Here is a 22180-nt window from a genome sequence, read left to right on the forward strand (position 1 = left end):
CCTGAAACTCCTTTGTATAATCATAATCCTGAACCACTCCAACAAGGTAATGCTTCAGATCCCCGAGAACCTCGATTTTCGCGGGCTGCGCCTTACGCTCGATAAGTCCTACAGGAGAAATATAAAGAGGATCCGAGAAAAAGAAATCGTCCGGGCAGTTCTGAGGCCACGCCGGGAGAAAAGCCTGGTACCGACCGGCACGAGTTTCGCGGATAGCGCGTGACCACGGAAAGAACGTATACTCGACCTCGATAGAAACCTTCTTCAAAGTGTCACGCAAGGCCTTGCCTATCGCACCATTTTCAGGGCAGGCGCGATCACAGAAATAAGGCGGCCATTCAGCAGCGGCCATTTTCCAAACCTCGGCGTAGCCTGGCTGCAACCCTGCAGAATATCCTAGGACCAAAGCGAAAAGCCAGCGCACCATTCTCTCCTTATAAGGCATTCCCAGCTAACTTTGATCATTATTCTAAACTTCTATGATAGAGAGGATTGCATAAACACTCCCTTGTTCCTAGTTCATTCTGCACGTCACTTCCACCAGCCTGCGAGTCACGCCAAAAAAGAATTTAAAACTCATAAAAAAAACGACTCTATTCTTCACAAACGCGAGGATGTATGAGAGTTAAGCGATTGTTCCAGGTGGATAGCCCTTGAGGGATCTTCCCCACTCAGGTCGGGTGCATCGCCAGGCGAAGTCAACAACCCTCGTTTCCTTAGGATAGAAAGATGACCATTTCAAAACAATTGGGTTGGCTAACGGTACCGTTCAAAAAACAAAAAGAAGATGGCATGACCATCATCGAAATCCTGATCGTCATTGCCCTCATGAGTACGATCATGGCCGTTCTCGTGACCAAACTCCTGGATAAAAGCGATAGCGCAAAAGCCGACCTTACCGGCGTTTTGCAGTCCAAACTTGAAGAGAGCCTGACCATGTACAAGCTCGACACCGCCCGGTATCCAACCACGGAAGATGGTCTGCAGGCCCTGATCGCGGCTCCAGCCACAGCTCGCAATTGGAAAGGACCTTACACCGAGGCCGAGAAGTTGAATGATACCTGGGGCAATCCTCTCCAGTATGAGCTGATCAATGCAAGAGCATTCAAGATAACCTCAGCGGGAGTGGATGTTGAGTTCGGCACTGATGACGATATTATCTTTCCAAAAGAAAAAGAGAAGCCGATTGAGGAAGCCCCCGTGACGGCTGAACTGAAAGTTCCCGAAGGCAATATGAACAAGCCGACGAACTAACTTGCATCAAGGAGCTGGAGAAACCTATGAAAAATACTATAGCCCTGACTGTCCTGATGGCCTTCCCTGCGACTGCGTTGGCATCCATGCCTGAAATCCGTTTCTGGTGGGTCGGCGATGCCAACCAAAACGGCGAGTATAATTACAGTACGACCGAGATGCGGGATGGTTCGTCGGTCAATACAAGTAACGAGTGGGGTGATGTCGTCGTCGGCCATCACCTCACCGGCCCCTATGGAGCGACCCCCTTTCCTGCCATCTATCTGCACTTTAAGCACAGTGGTTCTGGGTATGCTGAAGCCAACCTGACAACGGAACGAGCCAACACAGGTCATGAGCCGACGAGTCCTGAAGAACGTGATGCGGGCAAATTCATTCAGGCCTCCAAGGCCTCGCTTCATTTCAGCGCTCCAGAGTTTGTGGACAATGGCATTCAAGTGAAACTTGTGGATGAAAGCGGTCGTTCGTCGCGAGCCATAAAAATTCAAGATTATCGGAGTGACTATGGCCGCTATGCTTTTTCCTACTCCATCCCGACCGAAGCTTTCGAACGAAGTCGATTTGATTTCGAAAAGGTTAAGAGCGTCACGTTTTTCGTAGACAAGAAAACCGAGGCGGGCGAGTCCACCCTAACTCTAATGAACATCTTCTTTCAACGCGGCGCTCAGTAGTCCGAATGGTGGATGGGCGTGCCTAAACCGCCCATTCCGAACATTTTTCTGCACATAATTTCTGGATTATTGCCAGTCTAACACTATGATATGACATATCTTTCATAAATCACCTCAAGTTTTTCCAACCTTTTCCGATAAATTATTTGCACATGCTGTTCAAATGAAAGTTCTCGGGACATCACAATTGCTTGTGGGGAATACACATGAAAATCAAACACACAGTGTACAGTCTTTGGATCATGATTCTGCTCCTGGTGGGGGCGTGCTCCTCGAGCCCGTCAATCCCTGTGCTCTCCAAGCCCAGTGACGCGGATAAGGCTATCAATCTTCCAGCTCCTGGCGTCAACAATCAGTCCAATGATCAGACCGGTACACCGGTGCAAAATGCCGATCTCCAGGCCGCAGCGTTGGCCATTCTCGATAAGGCCTGTGTCAGCTGCCATAGCGCAACCAACATACAAGGGAACTTCGGCAGTCTGGATAACGTCGAAGCCATGATCGCGAGCGGACGATACTTAGTGGCAGGAAGTCCTGAGCGATCTCTGATCTATACCAAACTCGCTCCCGTAGGCAACATGCCGCCGTCAGGCACTCTGAAACCTGAAGAAGTGGCGACCATCAAGAACTGGATTTCCGGGCTGAAAGCTGTTCAGGTCGTCCCGTTGAAAGACACCCAGGTGCTGGACATCATTCAAAAGGACCTGCAACTGAATGTGCCCGTAGCCGATCAGAATCAGATCCGTTACTTCAGCTTCCATGTGGCCAATAACGTTGGCCAGAATGAAGCGGCCATCGATAGCATGCGCAAGGCCTTCGTGAAAGTGATCAACAGTCTCTCGACCTCGCCCGTCCTAGTGAAGCCAGTGGCGGTCGACGCTAAAAAATTGATCTACCGTGTTCGTCTGGATGAAATGGGCATCCCTGTCCAGGTCTTCGATTCCGTGATGTCGGATTTCTATCCCTTCAGTCAACAGTTTGTGAACACGGTCTCCGATGCAGCCATCATCCAGGCGGCCCAGAATGATCAGGCGATGCGCTCGCAAACCGGCACAGCCAACTACCTCGTGCGTGCGGATTGGTTCATTGCCACAGCCACGCTGCCCGTCCCTTACGAGCGTCTTCTGCAGCTCGGCTCGACCCAGGCGGAACTGGATGCTCAGCTCGGCGTCGATATCGTAGCCAACCTCAATGCCAACCGTGTGATTCGTGCTGGCTTCAAGAACTCGGGTGTCTCATCCCAGAACCGTATGATCGAGCGTCACAGCCAGCGCAATGGTCTCTCGTACTGGATCAGCTATGACTTTGCCCGCCTGGATGATATCGAAAACATCTTCTCGAACCCGCTCGGGCCAGTAGGGATCAGCCAGACCAAGGCTTTCCAACATGATGGCGGCGAGATCATCTTCCAACTCGCGAACGGCATGTTAGGTTACCGGCTGGTGAACAACGCGGGTGTTATCCTGGACAAAGGCCCAACCAGCATCGTCAAGCAGAATGATGCGCCCTCACAGTTCCTGTCCGCGATCGTCAACGGTGTTTCCTGCATGAACTGTCACGGAGCAGGTCTGCTGTACAAGAAAGATGAAATACGCGCCTTTGCTCAGGCCAACATCACCTCCTTCTCACAAGAAGAAGCGCAAAGAATCCTGAACCTCTATCCTGAAGAAAAGACTTTCAAAGACGCCATGGATCGTGACAATGCCTTTCACTTTAACGCTCTGACCCAGCTCGGCATCGACCCCAAGAAACCGGATCCCGTGAACCAGGCTTTCCGCTTCTTCAACCGTTCGTTGAGCAAGAACGATGTCAAGGAAGAGCTCGGCATCAGTGATGCGACTCTCGACGGTCTTCTGGTGAACGAACCTTACCGGACCCAGTGGAGTGCTCTTCGGACCCAGGGCTTCATTTCGCGGCAGGAATTCAGTATCCTCGCTGCCCAGGCCGTAGAACAGTCCCGGATCGAAGTGAATCTGGCTCTGCCTGTGGCTGGTGAATTCCTGGCGACCCCCGAGTGCATGTTCGCCAGCCAGGTGCAGATGGATAACTGTGTCCTGGTTAATGCTGGCCAGCTTAATGCTGTAGCCGCGACTCCAGCAACCCCAGCAGCAAGCGGGCGCAACCGCAACTGAGACGATGTCCAAGGCCCCAAAGTCCTACGTTCCCCAAGCGTAGGTCATATACCTCCAAGTGTTTCTTTTTCCGTGCCTTTCCTTGAGGAAAGGCCTTTTTCTTTTTCTGGGAAACGTTTACTTCAATTTCGCATCCGGGATGCTTCGGAGTTGACGGCGAACAGCCTTGTCAACGAAGCTGAAATTTCTCTGAATCGCATCCTGCGATTCCTGGGAAGCATGCCCTTTGATCCAATGAATGACCGGGTTGATGGCATCATAGAGGGAGAAAAACTCTTCATAGAGATCAGCATTGGCCAGCCTGGTTCCTGAGCTAAGGCTTTGGAATTGGTTCTTTTCCAGATGCTCGCGCCTGGATGTGAGCTTGGTGACCGCCTGGCAGTCCGTATGGATTTTTACCGAGGATGCATGAGCGGTCAAACGGGGCTGTATGAATTTCATAGCCTCAAGGACTGCTCTGAATTCACAACGAATGTTATTGGATTCTTTGATAACGATGCTATGGAAATCAGCGGCTTCGATATGGGCTACGTTATGTTCGGGTTCATTTTCAAAAATAAGAAAACCAATGACGCCAACTTTATCGGTATTTCTAAAGCTGGCATCTGTGTAGATATAAAACATGCGTCCTTCATCTTTAAGGTTTCAGCTCCTGACGACAGGCGGCATCCTTGATTTCCTTGCCCTCCCGCAGGTAACCCACGCGCTTCGCCGCCTGGGCGATCTCCTCAGGCCCAAAAATCTCTTCATCGCCCACGACCAAGACATAGTCTGCAATGAGGCCCTGGGGCTCCCAAACGACTATTTCATACCGTCCAGGAGCCGTCACGAAGAATTCAGCCGTTTTCTGCTGGAAGTAGGAGGTTCCGGTTATTTTCTCCTGGATGACAGGTCCCTGCTCGATGTTATTCAAGAGATAAACACCCTGCTCGGCCGCAAGAGTGAACGGCAGACTGATGTCAGCCGCCGGCTCAGGAAGAGCATCCTGCCGTGGGCCGATAAGCGCCACGCTGGGCAGAATGGAGGCGTAAGGCGCGCAGGCTGGAACGATGGTATTAAAGTACACTTTGCGACCTGGATTGCCTTGTTCATCCTGATCAGGTTTGCCAACCTGCAAATCCTCGGCCTTGAGCGTGAATCCCACCCGATCCTGATCGCCAGCACTGTTAAAACTGGAATAGATAGCAAGCGACTTTTCAAGAGGTGGCCGCAGTTCAAAAGTTTCGTCATCTTGGAAATCCAGGCCTTCCACATAAGGAACATGAGCATAAGACGGAGCTGCGAAAATCAGACAGGCTAGAGTTATTTTTTTCATGGGAGATCCTTTCCCAGGTTTGGAAAACAAGCCTGAGTATGGTGAGGTTGGCACCTTTTGTCGAGATTTCTGCATATTATGACGGCAAAGAAACTCCTGGTTAAAAAATCCCATTGTCTCCACGCGCCGCCTGGGGTCAGATAGGGCTTGGTTTTATGCACGGCCCGCATGGGTGGATCCGATCAGAGAAAGACAAATATGCGCATCAGACATGCTCTCCTGGGAATGTGCTTCCTGTCAGCCACACACTTCAGCTGTGCGACGCCGGGTCTTGATGGCCTCACGGAACCGCCCGTCGTCACGCTGGATACCACGGAAATTGTCCAGCGCATTCCCGCCCACGTGCCGGACCGTACCGGCTGGGCCGATGATATTGCCTTCGCGATCCGCTCTCTGAAAAAAGACCTGACGGCCGAACGCGTGTGTGCCGTTATTGCCGTTATCGAACAGGAATCGGGTTATCAGACAGACCCCGTCGTTGCCAATCTCCCTAAGATCGTCCGTGACGGATTGCGAAAAAAATTCGCGCGTCTGGGCCCCCTGGCTGATACTGCCATGGATACCCTCCTTTCAGGTAAAGCCCCCGGTAGTAACGAAACATTCAATCAACGCATCAATAAACTGCGCACGGAACGTGATCTCGATCGCTTTTTTCGCGACATGGCCACGACCTATCGAGGCCGTATGCCTGGCCCGTTTGCCATTGCCTCCGCGCTTTCGCTCATCCTCGGCAAAGGTTCTCTGGAAGACCTGAACCCTGTGACCACCGCAGGCTCGATGCAGGTAAAGGTGTCCTATGCGCGCGAGCTCGATGATTTGAAATCACTGAGTGATGACCAGCTGCGGGAATATCTTTATACACGCATGGGCGGCATTCGAGTGGGCACGGCGCGATTGATCGACTATCCGGCTTCCTATGATGATCTGATCTATCGCTTTGCTGATTTCAACGTCGGCGTCTATGCCTCACGCAATGCCGCTTTCCAGGCCATGCTCGAGGATCTTACCGGGAAACAACTGGCCCTCGACGGGGACCTGCTGGCCTATGAGGAGGATGGTGACCCCACGGATGCCGAGTCGCAAACACTGAAGGCCATGCTGGCTTTTGGTGAGCAGTATGATGTCTCGTCCTGGACCATCAGGCGTGATGCTAAAAAGGAAAAATCCGAAGAATTTGAAACCACGGACAGCTGGGAAAAAGTGCGCGAGGCCTGGCAGCAGAAAAAAGGCCGTCCGCCGGTTTATGCCCGCGTGCCCGAAGTGGAATTGAATTCACCGAAGCTGGCCCGAACGCGGTCGACAAGCTGGTTTGCCAACAGGGTCAAGCAGCGCTACCAGACGTGCCGTTCCCGCAGCTGAAAACATAGGATGAGGACTTGAATGCAGCGTCTCTATATGGTTCATTGTGGATTTTACGATGCCACCGTCGGTGATGGTCTATTCGAAGGCCATACCAATATCTTTGTCTGTGCCGAGGATTTTGCGGGCGCCCGCGCGAGAGTCAAAACACATCCGGATTTTAAACGGCTCAAGATGCATATCGATGGTCTCCTGGAAGTTCAAACGGTCGAGGGCCATCATATCGTCGTGCAGGAAGATAAAAAACTGCAGGGTGTCACACGCATTCGCAGTTTGAAATATGGATCACGCAGCCCCAAACTTTATGAAAACACATGACCAGAATACCCACTTCTTCAGATGTAGGATGAACGGGCCTCAACTATCGCCCAGGTCGGAGATAATTTCATTGCAGAAATCACCGTCTATGGTAGAAGCCATACACGGAGGCACAAGGATGCTGCTGACCTACAGATTCAGACTGAAAGACGGCACCAGGAGAAGAGAGCTGAAAGCTCTGGCTGGGAATGTCAATTTCGTTTGGAATTTCAGCAACGAAATCATCCGCCGCCGCTGGCAGGAGTCACGGTTTTACACCAGCAAAAATGATCTGCATGTCCTGACCAAAGGCTATGGGCGGGATAGCATCACAAGGCAATATGCTGAAACACTTGCGAAAGCCCAGAGGCACCGAAAAAAGCGTCAGATCAAAAAGATTCATGCGAAAATCAGGAACTCCCGTCAGGACTGGAATCATAAAAAGTCCTTTGAGCTGGCAGGGCAATATCAGACGATATTTTTTGGCAATGCCTCGTCCGCAAAGCTTGTCAAAACCCGAATGGCCAAAGGCGTCCATGACGCCGCCTGGCATCAGATAAAAACCTTCCTCTCATACCAGTCCCTGAGGCGGGGAGGACGGATGCTCGAAATCAATGAGCGAAATTCCACGGTCACCTGCTCGGTCTGCCTTCAAAAGACAGAGCCGAGTGGACTGAGTGGCCTTGGTATAAGAGAGTGGTCCTGCACGTGCGGAGCGGTCCATGACCGGGACGTGAATGCTGCGAGGAACATTCTCCGTCTCGGACATGAGACGCCAAGCCTTGGGCGAAATGCCTGAAGCAAGGGATGCTCGGGAATTCATTCCCGAGAGGATGTCACGAAAGCTAACCCCATGTCTAGAGAACCTGCAGTATTTCATATTCCTTGATAGCCGATCCGGCGCGAATCTTGACAGCATCGCCGACATTTTTATGCAGTAACGCCTGCCCCAAGGGTGATTGCGGCGTGAGCACCTGAACCGGCTTGCCTTCCCACTGGAGCATGAAACCGGCACCCAGCGGCAGCAGAAAATAACTCGATTGACGCCCATCCTGCTCCAGCTCCACAAGGGCCGTCGGTGCGATGCGATCGTCGGCGGTGAAATCCCGGACGACCATATTCTGCAGGGAAAACAGCGCGTTTTTGAGTTCATTCAAGCGCTCTCTTTGCGCACCCGCAAGATAGGAAGCCTCAAGTCCACGAGTATCATATTTATTTTCCGGTTTGCTTTCAGGATGTGTGGCCGCCTCGGACGCGCTGTCCAGGGATTTTTGCAGGATCCTGATTTCGGTTTCGATCAGGGGCATCAATTGCTCCACCAACTGAGTCTTTCGATTCGCCATGATGCCTCCGTACGTGAAGCTGAATTTTTACAGGATCACGGGCCTTCTGTCCATGGCATCACTTTGGCTGCAACTGGGATCTTTGACGGCTCTAGCTTCCCTTGCGAAATTACGGTAAATATTGGGAAAGCGGTGGAGGAGTGAAGCAATGCAAGTAAAAATAGGTCTCGGCTTTATCCTGGCGCTGGCCATTGTCCTGGCCGCCTCGTCTTTTTTCTTCCGGGACCGCAGCGAGCCTGATCCCCGGGATGTGTTGGGACTGCCTGAACCCCAGCAGGTCGAGCCGGCCAGCAAAACCAAGCCAGAGGACGCGGAATCCATTGCGGCCGAACGCGACATCAATGAGCAGACTCTGGACGGTGAAATGAACACAACCGTCGCCGACGACGATGTCGAGGAACGGGAAAGCAACCTGGAAAGTGTTTTTATGAATCTGACGCAGGAAATGGCCAGGCGCGGCTACGCTCAGGGTCTCAGCGAATGTATCGAAGGGCAGTTCCGGGAAAATCAGGGGATTGAAAACCCCAAGGATCTGGATGCCATGCTTTTGACCTGTGACAATCAGTTTAAGGTTGAACCCCAGCAAAGGCAGCAGATCCGCGAAGTCGTTCTCCAGGCCATTGCCAAGGCGCAACACCAGCCGGAAGATGTCAATAAAACCAGCGTGCAATAGCGTGCCCTTGCACCGCATGGGATGCAACGGACAAAGGGCAGGATTTTCGAACTCGCGCCGAAAATCCCTCGATGGCTATTATTCAGCAGCCGGGAAAAACTGCTGTTTTTCGCCGATCTGATGACCGGCAGGGATGGGTCGACCCAGCTCCTCAATGCAGAAGACCTCCGGGCCAAGACGCAGCGACTCGCGCACCTTGTTCACGGTATCCGGCACAAAAGGATAAAGCATGATCATGATATTCTTCAGAACATAGAAACACGAGAAGAGCGCATCCCGACGGCTGTCTTCGGGCTGACGATCATCATGTGGCTTGAACTGGGTGAAGAGGCTATTGATCTGCCGCGCATAGTTTTCGATGGCAAACAGCAGAGTCGAGTATTCCGCCCGTTCCATGGACCTCAGATAGCGCTTGATCATCTGCGTGGTTTCCGCCAGCACCTTTTCCATCAAGACACCGTCCGGCACCTTCCCATCAAATTTGGAATTCGCGGCCGCTATGGGTTTTTCAAAGGCCGCATTCATCGGTCCGGCCAGGAAGCGATTGCGTTCCTTGAAGGTTTCAAAGTCGAAGTTCGAACTTTTCTCGGGCAGGCTTAAAAGCGCCAGGAAATAGCGAACCTGATCCGGATGAAAACCTTTTTCATCGAGCAGCTGATCGCCGGAATAAAAATTACCACGCGACTTGCTCATCTTCTCACCGTCCACCATCAGATGGTAAACGCTGAAAATTTCGGTGAGCTGATAGTCGTTGGCTTGCGGCAGATGCTCCGGTTCATCCTGGGTGCCGAGCCACAACGCTCCCTGCATCAAAGTATAGAAAAATACATTATCCTGGCCCAGGAACTGATAAACGCGGGCGTTGGGATTGCGCCAGAACTCAGTATAAAGTTCGGGATTCTTGCCCTTGGCTTTCAAGGCCACTTTGGAAAAGGAGATAGGCGCGATCAGAGAATCCGGCCAAACATAAAGTGTTTTACCTTTGGTTTCCGGCCCCATCTCGTCCGGCAACGGAATGCCCCAGGTGACATCGCGGGTGATGGAACGATGCGCCCAGCCGTCGATATATTCGCTGGGAATACCTTCTTTTTTCAGATGGGACTGACCCGTGGCCAGATCCAGCTTATTGTCAAAAGTCAGAGCCACTTTCTTGCCCGCGGCATACTTGCTTTTATGTTTAGGCAGGGTGGCTTTGATTTCTTTGTATTTCGCTTCGAACGTATTATCAAAACGCAGGGAAGGCAGGACCGTCTCGATCACTTCGGTGAAAACAGCCTTTCGCCACTTCTTTTCCTTGCTCTGCACCCAGACGCGCAGCTGCTCCGAGACCCGCCACATATCAAGCCACCAGTGCAGGGTATCGCGCAGCTCAGGTGTGGCATCGCTCAACGCACTGCGAGGGTTTTTCAACTCGGTCGGATCATAGTGGGATCCACAGCGATCGCATTCATCGCTGTAAGCGTCCTTGTTATCGCATTTGGGATTGGGACACTCACCGCGCACAAATCGATCCTGAAGGAAGCGATCCAGCTTGGGGTCGTACCATTGGCGGCTGACCTTTTTATCGAGCATCTTATTGTTATCAAGCCGCCGCAAGAAATCCTGAGCGGTGGCCTTATGAATGGGAAAGCAATCCGGATGAGACGTGCCGGTATAAACATCGAGGGCGATATTGTAACGCTTCAGCGTGTCCCGCTGCTTTTCACGGATGGTGGTGATGAATTCCTGGATGGTTTTGCCGGCCTGCATGGCAGCCAGCTCACTAGTCGAGCCGTGATCATCGGTACCGCAGACGTAGAGCACATTGTCCGCACCAATCAGCATACGCAGCCAGCGGGCGTAAATATCCCCTGGAATTTGCGCACCGGCCAGGTGACCGAGGTGCAAAGGACCATTGGCGTAGGGCATTCCTGCAGTAACCACGGCATGACTGGGGCGTTCCACCTGAGCCTTCAGCCCTTCAATATCGAGGGGGCCCCGTGCTTCCTGATGAGATGTATTCAAAGTGACTTATCCTTTCCTGGATCTTCCGGCGTATCAGCCCCAAAGAGCTGCCCGCCCAAGATAGCCCAGGTCCGGCGTTCAGTTCACCCTTTTTTCGCGGACGGGAAAGTCGACGTTGTCCTTGATCCATTTGAAAAGACGATCCTGCTTTTCGAACGGCACGTCCTTTAAAAAGATATCAGGCGCTTGCCACTGAGCCATGACCTGATCATCCTGAGTCCAAATCCGCACGCGCTTGCGTGGCACTTCATCCTGCCAGGCGGCACCGGTTACGGCCGAGGTATAGAGCACGCGGATGGTCATTTTCCGTGTAAGGTTTTCCAGTGGTTTCAGCTGCAGCATCTTGTAATTGGTTTTGCCATTCGGGGTTGGAGCGTCGGGAATACCATCGGAAAACAGGATGATCTCAGTGGGCTTCATCATGAGCTTCCGGTTTTTCATAAAGGTCGAAACCTGATCGAAGTAGGCGTTGAAATCAGTGAACTTGTTGGTGGTCTTCATAGGGAAAATCTTCCGCAGTTCCTGCTCGATCTCTTCGATCTTCTTATACTGAAAGGTCTGAATCGGGAAAAAGGTCTTGGCCTCATCAACCTTGGCGCCACCGATGGGGCCGACGAAAAGGGAGTGGGGAACCTTCAGGCCACCGATGCCGTGCAGGTGAGCATACAGATAGTGCGAGGCGAATTTGATCGAGTCATCGAAGTACTTGCGGTTCTTAAAGGAACCGCTGATGTCCATGCCGACGAACATAACCATATTGCCTTTGGGCTCGTCCTTGTCCTCTTTTTCGTCCTCGGCGAGAGCTGGACCCGAGACACAAAGCAGGAGGAGCAGCCAGGCATGCAGGATTTTTTTGGAGATGGTCATGGTTTAATCCTTTCGCACGGATTTGCGAGCTTTTTCGATCAGATCCTTGGTATCCAGGATATCCTGAAAGCTGCGGAAGGGCAGTTGAAAGAGGTGATTGCCGCCGATCAAAAGCGTACAAAAGTTGATGCAAACCGCCAGGATCTGCAGCGGTGGTACCAGAAACGAACTTAGTATGTAATCGCCCTTGGCCTGCACCCAATCCATTTCCTCGCGGAATTCGGTCATGGCTCCATGAATATAGACCATCATGGGGTTCTGGCTCTTGCCTGCGCCAGCGGCACCGCGGCTGCTGCCCTGCATATCGATGCCGGTTCTTTGAATCATGGCGAGCAGCATGGGGATGGCCGAGGCCCCGAACAGGAACCAGGTCATACAGCGGATACCGAACCAGACGGTAAAGGCGATACCGAGCGTACCGGCAATGCCGAGTTCAAAGTTATCACCGGCATGCTGGGCAAACCAGGGAACCAGAGCGTCGACGAATTCACGGTAAAAGAGTACGGTTTCCACAGCGGCCACGATCAATTCGATCAGGGCATAGGCGACCACCGAGCCCCATTTCTTTTCCTTAACGGCCTGGCCGAGGGTATGGATCACGGCATAGGAACCCAGGACAAAGAACGTGAAGACCACGAAGAGTCCCATCTTCAGCCAGATGCCACCCTGAAATTCGCCATCGCTGAAGCTTTCCATCACGTTGATGACCAGATCGTTCATCACAAAGGTGAAGATCGCGGCTTCCACACAGGTCCAGACGACCATCATCAAGATTGCGGGCCATGGAATGCCCCGTTGAAAGCTGGTATTGGAAACTTCACCGAACGCGCGCATGGGAAACAGCAGGAGGTCCTTCGCCATGAGCAAAAAGCCCAGAACAATAAGACGAATCAGGCCATAAGCCCAGCCGCCGAGATTAATGATGAACCGGATGATCCCGCCCCAAAAATAGAAGATGGATCGGCCGAGGTCCCACCAGGTCAGGAACACGGCCGAGATAAACTCCCGCCGGTTCTGCCTTACGATGATAGACAGAATGTTCGGCACCGACATCCAGCAGCAGAAGATGATCGCGCAGGCCGGCCAGAGCAGAAGAATGCGCTTGGCCAAGGCTATGCTCATTGGGTCCTGGGCGCCCCAGACGAACTGAAATAGATCGTTCTGAAAAAAGATGGGGAAAATAAGGGCGGCGACCACATATTTCCACGGCGTTTCCATGTTCTCGAGCATGCCTACCTCGCGACAGAATATATCTTTGCTTTCAGTCTAGCATGCGCCCCGAAGAGGCAGGGTGGGTAGGAATTGCCTTGCAGCCTTCGCCCTGCTCAAAGGCAGCACACCTTTCCGTATCTTCGTCCTTCGGGGAAAAACATTCACAGCTGATGAGCATAATCCCAACTCATCTTGATAGAATTTTTCCTTCGCAGGTCTCCTATGATTGGACCTCCGGAGACAGCTGGTTTAGTAAATCTTTGAGACAAACAAAAGGAACCATCATCTTCTTCGATCTTTGCAGCAGCCAGTCCACAGCACAATAGAGGCATCCTCTTCGTTTTGTGAAAAAATTATTTGGGAGTATTTGAACATGCTAAGCCTAAGGAAATTGCTTCTCACTGCTACAGCTTGCTTGGGAGCGGCAGGTATAGCCGATGCTCAAACCGTTCGAGAACTTGGGTTTGAAGATCGTCCGTCCTACCTGAACTCCAATGAAATTGTTCTGACATTCGATGATGGACCGGATTGGAATAATACAGCCCAGGTGCTCGACATTCTCCGAGACAAAGGTGTTAAAGCGAGTTTTTTTATCAACGGCAACAACTGGTCGAACATTGAGACCGAAGCGCCGATGCAGGACCTTGTGCGACGCATGGTGAATGAAGGTCATGAACTTGGAAACCATACGCAACATCATGCGCACCTTGCGGACCTCAGCAACGAGGACATTGAGAGTGAGATCAGCGCTGTCGAAGACTCTGTGAATCGCATTTTTAATGGCCGCGGCCCACGCCTCACCCTTCTGCGGGCACCCCATGGCGAACCCTACCAGAATCGTCAGCCTGATTTCGATCGTGTGGCTGGTATTGTGGCTCAGCATGCCGTTCATATCGGCTGGAACATCGATTCCAACGACTGGGCCTGTGCACCTGATGATGGTGATTGTGTTCGTGGCAACGTGATCGCCGCGATCGACCAGGGACAGTATGGAGTTGTGCTGCTTCACTCGGTTCATTCTCAAACTGTGGCCGGTCTTCCCGACCTGATCGATGATTTGCGAAGCCGCGGTTTCACGTTTAAGAAAACCGAGGATGCCGTACGCAGGAAATACGGGATGAGTTCGGCGGAACTGCTGCGCCGCATTTTTGTCCCTACAGTAGGACCTGTTGAGGTGGATCGGTTCCGCATTTTTTAAGACCGATCCCGCGAGTAAACTTCTGTATTGGGATCCCAGGCCCTGGCCGATCCATGGAATGAATAACTTGAGCACGACACGATGAGTTCAAAACCTTCATGGCAGGCCTCCTGCGGTCACTTTCGTCGAAGTCGAAGCGGACACAGGACCTGTGCCTACTGCTGTTGTATTCGAAGTAATCTAGTTTGAATCTGAGAATCTTCCAACTGCACTTGAAATCAATCCACTTCAGCGTTCATAACTGCATTGCGTTCAAATTGTCTTTTCCTTAATCACGTGGCGAATCCTTTATGGGCAATAGTAGCTGCCAGTCAATGACAGTAGACACGGTGAGTATTGGAATGGAGCAGACCGAATACCAAAATCACGTTGTCGACCAAAAGAAATCCTCTGATCGGCTTCGAAGTGCTACAAGTTTGCAGAATCAAACACGTGGATGACAGGAAAATTGAATCCCTAACGTCGGGGGCTCGCATCATATGGGTACCGCAAGGACAAGTCCCCTTCTATTCCGAAGATCGTGGCACGACCTGGGTTGCATCCACCGGCGCACCTGCAGGGGCTATGAAAGGGACCACCATCTTCCAATGCTTCAATCAGCCACTGGCTGCCGATCGGGTCGATTCCAACATCTTTTATCTATACAAGTCGGGTCGCTTCTATCGTAGCAGCGACGGCTCAACAACGTGGGCTGAAGTATCGAGCCTGCCGGACTCAGGTGATTGGCATACGATTCAAGCTGCGCCCGGGATGAAAGGCGAGGTTTGGGCTGGGCTTGACTCGAGCGGGATCTATCGGTCGAGCAACTCCGGAGATACCTTTACCAGGATTCAAAAAGTGCAGCGGGCACGCCTCATGGCATTTGGTAAAGCAGCACCTGGACGATCCAACCCAGCCGTGTTTGTTTACGGCAGAGTTGAAAATAATGACGGTATTTTCAGATCAGACGATATGGGCGCTACTTGGGTCGCTATCGGCGATTCAAAAGTCCCTATTGGCAATGAACCCAATACAATGGCAGGTGATCGTCAAGTGTTTGGGCGGGTGTACATCGGTACCAACGGCCGCGGCATTTACTATGGTCAGCTGCTGGAGTAAAACGCCACCACGAATACTCGCTGGACTGTAACCCCTCGTAAGCGCACAAAAAGCGTCTGGATCAAAGCGGGCACCTTTTTTCAGCTCATTGCGGCAAAGCTTTTTTGCAGAATGAGCATTTACCTTCTATCGGCGACCTCTGTGAAAACTCCTGTGTAAACCCCGAATGAAATAGCTTGGAATTCCTGCAGTTTAAACAGGCCTCTTGTCAATTCCATCCAACAGGGATCATTCTCTTTGTCGCCTATCACTTGAGTCCATGAAGCAGGGCAACTCAGGTTCTGTTGCGTTTAAGAGTCAGATCTTAATGCTATATTCTGCTTGATAGCCGAAAAGAAAAATTGTTAAGAGGGATTAGGTATCAACAGTTCCTAACCATCAAAGAGATTCATCAACTCAATTAACACGACTTCGATGAAATGCAGATCAATATTCTTTATCGAGACATGCCTATACCTGCACGTAGCTGATGGGCGCTCAGCAAGTAAAGATGTTGAAATCTTTGCATCGCCAGTGACAAGTTTTTAGATTCTACACAGGGAGACGAAAATGAAAATTGCCTACCAAATGTGTGCGGCCGCGCTATGCCTGATATCGCTTTCAGAGCTGGCATCGGCGGCGAATATCTATGTCAGTCGACGCATTGGCAACGACCAAGTGCCGCTCGTGAATAACTCGCTGAACATGCCTTTTGCAACACTGCAAAAGGCAGCGGCGATCGTACAGCCAGGAGACACAGTCTACGTGCTGAACGGGACATATGAACCGGTAGTTTTAAAGGTATCTGGACGTGAGGGAGCGCCCATCACATGGAAGGCCTATCCTGGACATCGTCCTGAAATCGTATCCGCAGGATGGTATGGGATAGACGTCAAAGCCAGCTATCAAATCATTGATGGATTTACCATCACCGGAAACAACGACAATGTTACGTTGGCAGAAGCTGAAAAGGATTATTACAAGTCCATTCCCACGTTCTTCGTCAAAAACCCAAAGACTGGTGTCAATGACATCAATCCCTTCGTCAAGAATACCAAGACTGGGTTGATTGAATACAAGCCTGCTGCGGGCAAACCAGTCACGGTAGACACGCCTAATCCTACATATATTCCAAATTACGTCCCGAGTGGCGCTTTCAATGGCAATGGCATCGCTTTGAACAATAAGCCAAAAGAACTCCGAGGCAGGGCGCCTGCACATCATCTTACGGTAAGGAACTGCATCGTTCGCAAATTTGGAGGTGGTGGCATCGCTGTCCTCTTCGCCGACTATGTTGTCATGGAAAACAATAGGATTTACGACAATTCATGGTACTCGCGCTTCGGTACCTCCGGGGGTACGCTTTTTACGGTCAACAAAGATCCCAGTGATACGAATTCAGGCTATCGCAACAAAATTACCGGCAATATCTTTTGGAACAACAGAGGCCTAGTGAAATGGCTGACAACGGGCGAGTATAAGGTCAAGAACTCCAAAGGCGTTGAAGTAACGAAGCAAGCCGATGGGAAATATAGCGACGGCAACGGCTTTATCCTTGATATCACTGAAAAGGATAGCGCCGGAGGAGAGTTTAGCGGGAAGACTTTGATCGCCAATAATTTGGTTGTCCACAACGGAGGCTCAGGCATTCATAGTATTGGCGGACGCAACGTGGACGTGTTTAACAATACGGCCTATATGAACGGCGACAAGGTTCTTTATCCCGACATCTATGCGCGGGAAACGGTCAATGGCCGCTTCCGCAATAATATTGTCTATGCTCGCAAGGATGCCACCATCAACAGCAAAACCCAGAACGTCAATGTCGACTATGATTTCAACCTCTATTTCAACGGAAAGATCACGCCAGGGACGCAAGGCCCCAATGATATCGTGGGTGATCCCAAGTTCATGAGACCCAGCCTTACCCCCTGTGTGCCCATTCCGAATTCCCCGGACGTGAACTGCAGCGTCGCGGACTTCAGAATTCAGCATACCAGTCCTGCGCTCGATAGCGGCGTGGTTATTGAAGATGAAACGCCCACGACCGACATCAATAATATTTCGCGTCAAACGGGGAATAGCATCGATAGGGGCGCCTATGAGCACAATATCCTGCCCCGAGTGGTTTCCTCGCTGGCTGTGACAGGCACGCAGAATAAGCCGTTGACTTATAAACTGATTGTCTACAATTACCCCGATTCGTACGCAGCAACGAACCTGCCTCCAGGCTTGCAAATCGATCCCGCTACAGGCGTGATCAGTGGCACACCTGGCGCCAAAGGGATTTTCAGGTCTACGGTTACCGCGACCAGCGAAATTGGTAAGGGAAGCGCCAATCTCGTGTTTACGATCAACTGAATTTATTTGACTGCAAGGAACCCAGGCAAGGTTGAGTTGCCGGGTTCATGCAGTGAAGCCGAAATTTCTTCAAAGCCCTCAAGAAGACTCCAGCCGCAACAGAACCGACCGCTTAACTAAAGCGCGGGAATATTTCCTGTTCAAAGAATTGCTGTATGTCCTCGGGCTGCTGCTGCAATGCCTGTCCGTAGCTTTCAGCAGCTGTCACCTTATATTTGGCCTGACGCTTGCTAATCTGTGCCCGCCATACAGTATGAAGCGTAAAAGCGAAGTTCAGCTTGGGATGGACCATCTTACAGATAGGTCCTTGGCTCAGACGTTGGGCATCAAACAACCAAAGCTCATCGCCTGCTTGTGCTCTGCGATCCGCTGTTACGGTACAGAGGATGTAACCATCTTTTTGTGATGAACTACCTTTTTTAGGAACAAAGACGGGAGACGAGCTAAAGACTCCCGAAGGCATGGTGTAGCCATCGTCTATGGTCAAATTCAGACAATTATAGCGGAACAGTGCTGGTGGAACGCCATCCCAAGGCAGTTCATGGACTGGAACCTGGCGATACTTATAGTAATCATAGGTATAGTAAAGATCTTTGGTGATGAGCTCTTTGGAAAAGCCAAAGGACATCCAATATAAGTATTCAAGCTTTTCGATCGGTTGCCCATCATCACGATAAGTCGCCAGAGCTGTCTGCCAATTGTAGACTGGATGGCTTGTGAGATGGACCTCCGCCTTGAGGTTCTTCTTAGACCCACCTCTCATATCGATTCGAACTTGTCCACAATCCCCACGATCCATGGGGGAGACGATCATACCATAAAGATCCGGTCTAACAGGCTCGTTACTAGGGTAGAGGCGATCACCCACTTTCAAGCATTCGGAGTAGTCTGATGCAGGATTTGTAGCCCCGTAGAGGGTTATGATGCCATCGCCGTCGTCATAGTCGGCGAAAATATGCTCCCATTCTTTTTCCAAGATAACTTTGCGAACACGAATGGGCTGATTTTCGCCATTAAGTTCGGCGCGTGGGACAACCCAGATGGTTGTCTCCGGTAGCTGAGCCCTTAAAGCCTTCAAGCCCAGCATGACCTCCCCTTCCATCGAGAAAGGAGTATCGATGAGGAGGACGTAGTTGCGAGTCACACAAATCGAATGCACTGTTTGACGGATATTGGCCGGAAAATTTTCCTCGGCATCGTCGAGGAGTGGGGTATGGCGCAGCCGACCCTGTAAATCCCAGGTGACGATATGAGTAAAAGCGTCGCCGTGCAAAAGACCGCTGATATCGACCGTTCCACCAAAGTTAACGCTGATAAATTCTCCGGTGTAAGGATCGTAAAAAGGATGGGCCGTTGTTCGCACCATGGGGAAGATCCATTTACCCGCAACTAACTTCGCAAAGTTTGGCAGCCCCTGCTTCCACTCATCGCGCGAACCGATGGGGGTGACAACCTGCAATGAAACTGGGTCGATTTCATAGGGTTCACCTGCATCGTAAGTAATAACCATGCGATCATCACTCAGTGGTACGAAAGCGGTATTGCAACTGTTAAGGGTTCCAAGGGTGTCACTCAGGTAGGCTATCCCCTTATTTTTGAAGCGATGCCGACTGTTCTCGAGTTTTTCCTGCGCGATCACGGAAGGGGTGCGAATCAACACCCGCTTGATATGTGGTCCGGCTTCCGTGAAATCCACACGGCTGATGGCACCTTTGCCGGCGGCAAGGTTCACTCGCTCTGGGGTATCGATTGATTCTATGATGAAAGCATGACCAAAGATGTCATCAGGGAGCTGGCCTTCAATCACCTGGAGCTTATCCTCAAATTCCTCGCGATTGCCATAGCAAGGCGATCGGGGAAAATTCAGGGAACGACCCATAGAGTGACCTTGGGTTTCCGCACTCACTGAGCTGCCAACGGTCAGACCCACTCCTGCCAGACTTAGTTCAGCGACAGGAAGAAGAGCTGTGAACTTTAGGAAATCACGTCTGTTGTTCTTTGTCATGTTTGTCTCCACAATGTTTGTGCAGAGCATTAACCGAACACAAGCTCTCGCACAAGGCGAGATAAAGCTTCTTACTCTCTCGTCAGTATGTATGGTTGTTCTTTCGAGTGCTGCTCAGAGGCGCTGAAAGATATCCCACACCCTTTCCAGGATGTGATAGTGAGAGTCCGCAGATTTTTGTTTTCCAACTTTTACCAATTTCTACGAATGCATTGCCTGGCAGCAAAGCTTCCGTAGTCTATAAAAAACATTCAAGGTTGGCTCAGTAAGCACTGTCAATTCTATACATGATCGTTTAAAATTGTTAAAATATACGGAGTTCCGCAGACTAGGAGAAAAACATTGTCATTTCTGGCGATTAAGAAATATTTTCTCGGTGGAGAAAAAGGCAAAAAGATCGCGGTGATCAGGACGTTTGCCATTCTGGTGTTTTCACTGTTCCTTACGAATGGCCTCTGGTTCTGGCTATTCAGGGATAATTCCTATATATTAATGGCTGCTTTTGGTTCGCTTGCAGTATATTCAATCGGCATCGCTATGGCGGAGAGGGGTGAACATCGAATCTCTGCACTTGTTCGGCTCCTGTCATGCCTGTTTTTCTATCTCGAGTGTTTTCGAACAGCCGGTGGTGTTGGAAGCGCTGGATCGGTCTGGACCTCCTCAATCCTTCTTGGAATTATGTGGGCTGTTGGCTACCGGCTCGCAGCGTTGCTTGCTTTCATAATTTCGTGCTTCGCTGTATATCATACTTTACACTCCGATCCTGTATTTCAAACTGCAGACTATTTTTCCTTGTGCATATTTCTGTTCAACCTCGGCTTGACATATTTTATCGGATTTTTGTTTAAAAGCGTTTCGGATCATCATCTCAGAAAATCGGAGCAGGCTCGCGCGGAAGTCGAAGCTGCCAAGATTAAAATTGAGGCAGTTAACAAAAATATAGCGACCATTCTTAATGCGACTCCCAACCTGATCGCTATATTCGGGGCGGACTCACGTTTGACAGCCTCATCAAAAGCTTTTCAAAAAGCACTGCCTGGCACTTCCAATATCTATGATATTGTCGGAATTTTTGATGAAAAAGTGCGTCCAACTGTTAACGAAGTTATCAATGCCAGCCTCGGCGAAAATGTACTGAATTTTGAGGTCAATCAGGCCCAACTGCCGACAAACGTGATAATCCATAAGGAAAACTTCAATATTGCCTGGACTGCTCTCGAAGACGACACGCATACAGTGCAGCGCATACAGTTTGAGGCAACTTCCGTTGAAGCCATTTACAGTCTTAAAACAAGAATTGATAGAAATGAACTTATAGCTGCTGTTTTTGCAGCGGGGCCTGCGAAGACTGCATCTTTTGTAAAGAAGGCTGGCACTCAGCTTGCCGATGCAAGGTATAAGGCAGAGGCCCATCTAGTGGCGAATCACAAGGAAGCGTTTATCAGTCTGCATACAGCCAAAGGAGCGGCTCGTACTCTGGGCTTTACGGCACTTGGAGCTAGCATACATAAAGCTGAAGACAGCCTTAAAAGCCTAAACCTTCATTCCTTGCTTGCTCATATCGAAGCTGCTGTCCTGTGTTTGGAGGACCTAAAGGATATTTCTGCTCAGTTCCACTCCATGGAGAATATATGGGACTTTCGTGCCATAGAGAAGGCATTGGTTAATGGTTCAGAAAAAGACTATCTGCTCGAAAAAATGCCTTGCATAAAACGTATGGTCGAAGAAAGAGAGCAGGATGTGTCGAAAATTGCTGCCGATCTAGGCAAGCCAACTCCTCGTTTTCTGCTGGTTGGTCCACTGTCCAGTCGCCTTTCCGTGGCAGCGGCAGATGCGTTCGATCAGGTTTTAATCCATCTCCTGCGCAATGCTCTTGACCATGGCCTTGAAAATGCCGAGGAACGTGCCAGGCTTAATAAGGCTGAGAGTGGCACAATCTCCTTCGTCGCAACCCTGAACGAAAAGGGTCTGGATCTTGCCATTTCAGATGATGGACGTGGGCTTGACCTTGTGAAGATCGAGGAGCGGGCCGTCAAGCTTGGAATTATCCCTTCGGAGCGTGGGCTGGTAGCGGCCGAAGCTGCTGAACTGATTTTTCTATCTGGCTTCTCTACGGCAAATGAATTGGGACAGGTCTCCGGGCGAGGTGTAGGCATGGATGCGATACGCTCAGCTATCGAAAGGATTAAAGGGACAGTTCATGTTCAGCTTCGAGATGAGACGCCTTGCCCAGCCTGGAATTTATGTATCCATATTCCAGATTCGCAGCTGTTCCACCGGGGCCCGGTTGAGCTTCTGCAGCGGAATTTGCGAATTCTCTAATCGGTGCTGCTTCCTTTGAGGAGACCGTTGCTGAACGCCTGGGTCGCGAGACCAACTTAAAGCGTGAAAAAATCAAAACAAAAACAGACT

At 50.8% G+C, this 22180-nt stretch carries 18 protein-coding genes and 1 pseudogene; 11 read left to right on the forward strand and 8 right to left on the reverse strand.

Translation table 11 applies throughout. The features are described from left to right. Positions 1–427, reverse strand: a pseudogene (locus VE954_RS24775) (hypothetical protein); the annotation flags it as partial. 302 nt (positions 428–729) lie between these two features. Between VE954_RS24775 and VE954_RS24780 the strand changes: the two are divergent. The 3 genes from VE954_RS24780 to VE954_RS24790 all read left to right on the forward strand — a co-directional run bounded on the left by VE954_RS24780 (position 730) and on the right by VE954_RS24790 (position 4057). Further along, entirely contained in the window at positions 730–1254 is a 525-nt protein-coding gene (locus tag VE954_RS24780; protein WP_324957879.1) for a type II secretion system protein GspG, read from the forward strand. A 26-nt stretch (positions 1255–1280) separates the two neighbouring features. Then, positions 1281–1925 carry a hypothetical protein gene (locus VE954_RS24785; RefSeq protein WP_324957881.1) on the forward strand — a complete coding sequence of 215 codons (645 nt, stop codon included), beginning with the start codon at positions 1281–1283 and terminating at the stop codon, positions 1923–1925. A gap of 206 nt (positions 1926–2131) precedes the next feature. Then, a complete protein-coding gene (locus tag VE954_RS24790) occupies positions 2132–4057 on the forward strand; it encodes a c-type cytochrome domain-containing protein (RefSeq protein WP_324957883.1) in 1926 nt (641 codons plus the stop codon). Between the two features lie 117 nt (positions 4058–4174). Here the strand turns inward: VE954_RS24790 and VE954_RS24795 are convergent, their stop codons facing one another. Together VE954_RS24795 and VE954_RS24800 are read right to left on the reverse strand one after the other, a co-directional pair. Next, complete coding sequence (locus tag VE954_RS24795; RefSeq protein WP_324957885.1) at positions 4175–4681, reverse strand: ribonuclease HI; 507 nt, start codon at positions 4679–4681, stop codon at positions 4175–4177. Between the two features lie 13 nt (positions 4682–4694). Beyond that, positions 4695–5372: a hypothetical protein gene (locus VE954_RS24800; RefSeq protein WP_324957888.1), complete on the reverse strand. Its 678-nt coding sequence runs from the start codon at positions 5370–5372 to the stop codon at positions 4695–4697. Positions 5373–5570: 198 nt separating this feature from the next. Between VE954_RS24800 and VE954_RS24805 the strand changes: the two genes are divergently transcribed. From VE954_RS24805 to VE954_RS24815, 3 genes are all read left to right on the forward strand, one after another. Continuing rightward, positions 5571–6731: a DUF1615 family protein gene (locus tag VE954_RS24805; RefSeq protein WP_324957890.1), complete on the forward strand. Its 1161-nt coding sequence runs from the start codon at positions 5571–5573 to the stop codon at positions 6729–6731. Between the two features lie 21 nt (positions 6732–6752). Beyond that, positions 6753–7049 carry a hypothetical protein gene (locus VE954_RS24810; RefSeq protein ID WP_324957892.1) on the forward strand — a complete coding sequence of 99 codons (297 nt, stop codon included), beginning with the start codon at positions 6753–6755 and terminating at the stop codon, positions 7047–7049. A 118-nt stretch (positions 7050–7167) separates the two neighbouring features. Further along, positions 7168–7827 (forward strand): transposase, encoded by a 660-nt coding sequence (locus VE954_RS24815; protein ID WP_324957894.1) that lies wholly within the window; start codon positions 7168–7170, stop codon positions 7825–7827. Positions 7828–7885: 58 nt separating this feature from the next. Here VE954_RS24815 and VE954_RS24820 read toward each other — a convergent pair whose 3' ends face one another. After that, on the reverse strand, positions 7886–8371 hold the full coding sequence (locus VE954_RS24820) for a GreA/GreB family elongation factor (RefSeq protein WP_324957897.1): 486 nt from the start codon (positions 8369–8371) through the stop codon (positions 7886–7888). Positions 8372–8519: 148 nt separating this feature from the next. Between VE954_RS24820 and VE954_RS24825 the strand changes: the two genes are divergently transcribed. Then, entirely contained in the window at positions 8520–9044 is a 525-nt protein-coding gene (locus tag VE954_RS24825; protein WP_324957899.1) for a hypothetical protein, read from the forward strand. A gap of 78 nt (positions 9045–9122) precedes the next feature. On the opposite strand, the gene VE954_RS24830 is transcribed toward VE954_RS24825, so the two are convergent. The 3 genes from VE954_RS24830 to VE954_RS24840 form a co-directional block, all read right to left on the reverse strand. Beyond that, a complete protein-coding gene (locus VE954_RS24830) occupies positions 9123–11048 on the reverse strand; it encodes a methionine--tRNA ligase (protein WP_324957901.1) in 1926 nt (641 codons plus the stop codon). A 78-nt stretch (positions 11049–11126) separates the two neighbouring features. After that, a complete protein-coding gene (locus tag VE954_RS24835; protein ID WP_324957902.1) occupies positions 11127–11915 on the reverse strand; it encodes a hypothetical protein in 789 nt (262 codons plus the stop codon). A gap of 3 nt (positions 11916–11918) precedes the next feature. Continuing rightward, positions 11919–13145 carry a hypothetical protein gene (locus VE954_RS24840; protein WP_324957904.1) on the reverse strand — a complete coding sequence of 409 codons (1227 nt, stop codon included), beginning with the start codon at positions 13143–13145 and terminating at the stop codon, positions 11919–11921. 355 nt (positions 13146–13500) lie between these two features. Between VE954_RS24840 and VE954_RS24845 the strand changes: the two genes are divergently transcribed. The 3 genes from VE954_RS24845 to VE954_RS24855 all read left to right on the forward strand — a co-directional run bounded on the left by VE954_RS24845 (position 13501) and on the right by VE954_RS24855 (position 17763). Next, on the forward strand, positions 13501–14325 hold the full coding sequence (locus VE954_RS24845; RefSeq protein ID WP_324957906.1) for a polysaccharide deacetylase family protein: 825 nt from the start codon (positions 13501–13503) through the stop codon (positions 14323–14325). A 432-nt stretch (positions 14326–14757) separates the two neighbouring features. After that, positions 14758–15423 (forward strand): hypothetical protein, encoded by a 666-nt coding sequence (locus VE954_RS24850; protein WP_324957908.1) that lies wholly within the window; start codon positions 14758–14760, stop codon positions 15421–15423. Between the two features lie 549 nt (positions 15424–15972). After that, positions 15973–17763, forward strand: coding sequence for a putative Ig domain-containing protein (locus VE954_RS24855; protein WP_324957910.1), 1791 nt, complete (start codon positions 15973–15975; stop codon positions 17761–17763). A gap of 112 nt (positions 17764–17875) precedes the next feature. On the opposite strand, the gene VE954_RS24860 is transcribed toward VE954_RS24855, so the two are convergent. After that, positions 17876–19768, reverse strand: coding sequence for a carotenoid oxygenase family protein (locus VE954_RS24860; protein ID WP_324957912.1), 1893 nt, complete (start codon positions 19766–19768; stop codon positions 17876–17878). A 342-nt stretch (positions 19769–20110) separates the two neighbouring features. Here VE954_RS24860 and VE954_RS24865 point away from each other — a divergent pair, with 342 nt between their 5' ends. Further along, the gene (locus VE954_RS24865) at positions 20111–22090 is read left to right on the forward strand and encodes an ATP-binding protein (protein ID WP_324957914.1); all 1980 of its coding nucleotides are present in this window, start codon (positions 20111–20113) and stop codon (positions 22088–22090) included. The last annotated feature ends 90 nt before the right edge of the window (positions 22091–22180 follow it).

This window comes from Oligoflexus sp. (genome assembly GCF_035638955.1).
Classification (GTDB): Bacteria; Bdellovibrionota_B; Oligoflexia; order Oligoflexales; family Oligoflexaceae; genus Oligoflexus.

Excerpts from the sequence above, each read along its gene's own strand:
- VE954_RS24780 (WP_324957879.1), top strand. The coding sequence starts at position 730 with ATGACCATTTCAAAACAATTGGGTTGGCTAACGGTACCGTTCAAAAAA.
- VE954_RS24785 (WP_324957881.1), top strand. The coding sequence starts at position 1,281 with ATGAAAAATACTATAGCCCTGACTGTCCTGATGGCCTTCCCTGCGACT.
- VE954_RS24790 (WP_324957883.1), top strand. The coding sequence starts at position 2,132 with ATGAAAATCAAACACACAGTGTACAGTCTTTGGATCATGATTCTGCTC.
- VE954_RS24795 (WP_324957885.1), bottom strand. The coding sequence starts at position 4,681 with ATGTTTTATATCTACACAGATGCCAGCTTTAGAAATACCGATAAAGTT.
- VE954_RS24800 (WP_324957888.1), bottom strand. The coding sequence starts at position 5,372 with ATGAAAAAAATAACTCTAGCCTGTCTGATTTTCGCAGCTCCGTCTTAT.
- VE954_RS24805 (WP_324957890.1), top strand. The coding sequence starts at position 5,571 with ATGCGCATCAGACATGCTCTCCTGGGAATGTGCTTCCTGTCAGCCACA.
- VE954_RS24810 (WP_324957892.1), top strand. The coding sequence starts at position 6,753 with ATGCAGCGTCTCTATATGGTTCATTGTGGATTTTACGATGCCACCGTC.
- VE954_RS24815 (WP_324957894.1), top strand. The coding sequence starts at position 7,168 with ATGCTGCTGACCTACAGATTCAGACTGAAAGACGGCACCAGGAGAAGA.
- VE954_RS24820 (WP_324957897.1), bottom strand. The coding sequence starts at position 8,371 with ATGGCGAATCGAAAGACTCAGTTGGTGGAGCAATTGATGCCCCTGATC.
- VE954_RS24825 (WP_324957899.1), top strand. The coding sequence starts at position 8,520 with ATGCAAGTAAAAATAGGTCTCGGCTTTATCCTGGCGCTGGCCATTGTC.
- VE954_RS24835 (WP_324957902.1), bottom strand. The coding sequence starts at position 11,915 with ATGACCATCTCCAAAAAAATCCTGCATGCCTGGCTGCTCCTCCTGCTT.
- VE954_RS24840 (WP_324957904.1), bottom strand. The coding sequence starts at position 13,145 with ATGCTCGAGAACATGGAAACGCCGTGGAAATATGTGGTCGCCGCCCTT.
- VE954_RS24845 (WP_324957906.1), top strand. The coding sequence starts at position 13,501 with ATGCTAAGCCTAAGGAAATTGCTTCTCACTGCTACAGCTTGCTTGGGA.
- VE954_RS24855 (WP_324957910.1), top strand. The coding sequence starts at position 15,973 with ATGAAAATTGCCTACCAAATGTGTGCGGCCGCGCTATGCCTGATATCG.
- VE954_RS24860 (WP_324957912.1), bottom strand. The coding sequence starts at position 19,768 with ATGACAAAGAACAACAGACGTGATTTCCTAAAGTTCACAGCTCTTCTT.